This is a genomic window from Barnesiella sp., from assembly GCF_022723415.1.
GTDB classification, from domain to species: Bacteria; Bacteroidota; Bacteroidia; order Bacteroidales; family Barnesiellaceae; genus Barnesiella; species Barnesiella intestinihominis.
In genome coordinates, this window is record NZ_JAIJHU010000121.1 from 1 (window position 1) to 2,285 (window position 2,285).

Genomic DNA, 2,285 nt, shown 5'->3' on the forward strand with positions numbered 1-2,285 from the left:
GTTGTCAGTGGTGTGAGGTATTTACTGCCGGTTCTCTTGCCGTCGGCGGTGTAATAATTCACGATAGCCGACCCGTTGCGGAACTGCACGGTGTCGGGCTGGTTCAGCAAATTGTATCGTATGCTCTTCATAGGTATGTGGGCTAATCTCTTGGATAGGTAGGTCATTTTCCAGTTAAAACAATATTCGATGGTTTGAAAAAATATCTTTCTTCAAGCTGCATCTTTAAAAATTGAGTGAGTTCACTCTCCTTCATAAGGACAATCCTTTCGGAATAAAAATTTGATTCCGGATCTGTTTTGACAATAAAATATGAAAATGTCTCACCGGGTGCAATTTTTTTAATAAACGAATATCCTGTATTGACGGGTAGTTCGTCTAATATGCAATCACCCATCAGATGCAGATAACTGAAATCGCCATGTGCCTGTAAAAAGAATTCGCGCATCAACAGAAGGTTCGATTTATTCTTTATCGGCTCCAATGACACCCAAGTTATATACCCTTCGTTTGAATGATTTGTCATTCGATACTCATCTACAATCTCATGCTGATTGGTGAATCCATTGACATATCTCAACGATACGGTATCAATCTCTATTGGACTCTGTGCATTTAAATTCATAGCACAAAACATGAAAAACGAGAAAAATATATAGACCATTGTTTTCATCACTCTTGCATATTTTTAATAGTTTCCTTTTTAGAATTGATAATCATTTCCATTAAAGTTTTATTTTCTTCAATCCATTGTCCATTAACAGATTGATCTCTTCCTCCTATGGAGTTCGTCGGTCGCCGTAGTCTTTTGTCTTTATCAAATTCCCGGACTCGTCGTAATATTTCCACTCCCCGATTTCCCAAATCTCAATCTCAAACTCTTCGTCACACACCATATATCCTTCGCTCTTAACGGCTCCACTTGGATAATAATCAATACTATGACATTTATATTTACAGAAAATTCGGCAATACCCCGTATATATACTGTCCTTATTGAGTTCTATCGAATCAATGGTACAACGTAATTCTCCTTCATCTCCAAACATATACCATGTGCCAGATATATTATCCGCTGTGTATTCCCCAAACAGAAATAATTTATTACGATAAAAACGCTTGTATAATCCATCTTTTTTACCACCTTTATAATATAGATCATATACGAATCCTCCTCCGACAGAATCTCTCCAATAGCCTTCCCTCTGCCCCAAATCATTCACCCGATTCATCGGAATCTTACGGCCGATTCCAAAAATGCCTGTCGCCACACAACCGGCAAAAAACAGCAATAGCACGCTCTTTTTCATAATTTCCTATTTTTAATACGACTAAAAAATGATTCTCTCGTTCCATTCAGAATAAAATTAAAAGCCGGCAACCGGTTTACGTTCACGGGTTCCGATAGAGATCTCGAAACCGTGACGCTTACCGTATTGTTCTTTTGGTCTTCTGCTTCAAAATGCCCTATAAAACGGTCCCAGCTATTTATGTCGACCAACAGGCATCCTGCCGATATAGGTCTTTTTTTAGTAATCATTCCTGTAAGATTATTTATTCCAGGCTTGTGTATATTAATACCCACTGCGTATGTCCGGCCATCGGTATATGCCGGATTTTCGTATCCTAATTCTATTCTCCCGCTACCGTCGGTATCCTCCATTCGCAAAGCCGTATAAGCCCCCTTATGCTTGCCTACTTTCGCATGATAAGTACCTTCGGGAACCGTAGCATAGTCGCTTCCCGAAGGATTCGTACAGGCCGCATATGTCTCGGTCGTTCCGTCTGCCAAATAAACCGTGGCAGTAGAAGATCCTATATTATAGCCGTTATCCTTGTCAAAAGTTTTGTTATCTGAAAAAAATATGGCCTGCGCATACAAACCCTGCAATAAATTACCGTCTACATCATAAGATTTATCTTCATCTACCCACTCATATCCTGTAAAAATCACCTCTCCTTCTATTCTGTCATAAGTCAATCGCCACGATTCCCCGTCCGGGTCTACATATTTTACCGGATTGTTATTACAGTAAGCATAAGGTGAGATGGAGTAATATTTTTCACAAAGAGGATCCATAGTGGTGAATCGGCAGAGAGCCGGATAATACATACGAGCATCGAAGTCGTAACTGTCATAGCCGTGCAGCTCTATAAACTCCTTTCCTCCGTATTTGTACGGCTGTTCTTCGGGCTGGTAATGGGCTTCATAAGGAAGACCGAAAGGATAGTATTGCATACGTTGGTAGGTGACGGTATGCTCTATGGGTTTTGGGCGAATAGGT

At 40.1% G+C, this 2,285-nt stretch carries 3 protein-coding genes; all 3 read right to left on the minus strand.

Annotation, left to right across the window (positions count from 1 at the left end):
* Positions 1 to 163: 163 nt before the first annotated feature.
* On the minus strand, positions 164 to 625 hold the full coding sequence (locus tag QVD32_RS12925) for a hypothetical protein (protein WP_147401616.1): 462 nt from the start codon (positions 623 to 625) through the stop codon (positions 164 to 166).
* A gap of 154 nt (positions 626 to 779) precedes the next feature.
* Complete coding sequence (locus QVD32_RS12930; protein WP_118687483.1) at positions 780 to 1,310, minus strand: hypothetical protein; 531 nt, start codon at positions 1,308 to 1,310, stop codon at positions 780 to 782.
* A partial coding sequence (locus QVD32_RS12935; RefSeq protein WP_287710352.1) for an RHS repeat-associated core domain-containing protein occupies positions 1,307 to 2,285 on the minus strand: 979 nt, incomplete at its 5' end. The genes QVD32_RS12935 and QVD32_RS12930, both read right to left, overlap by 4 nt.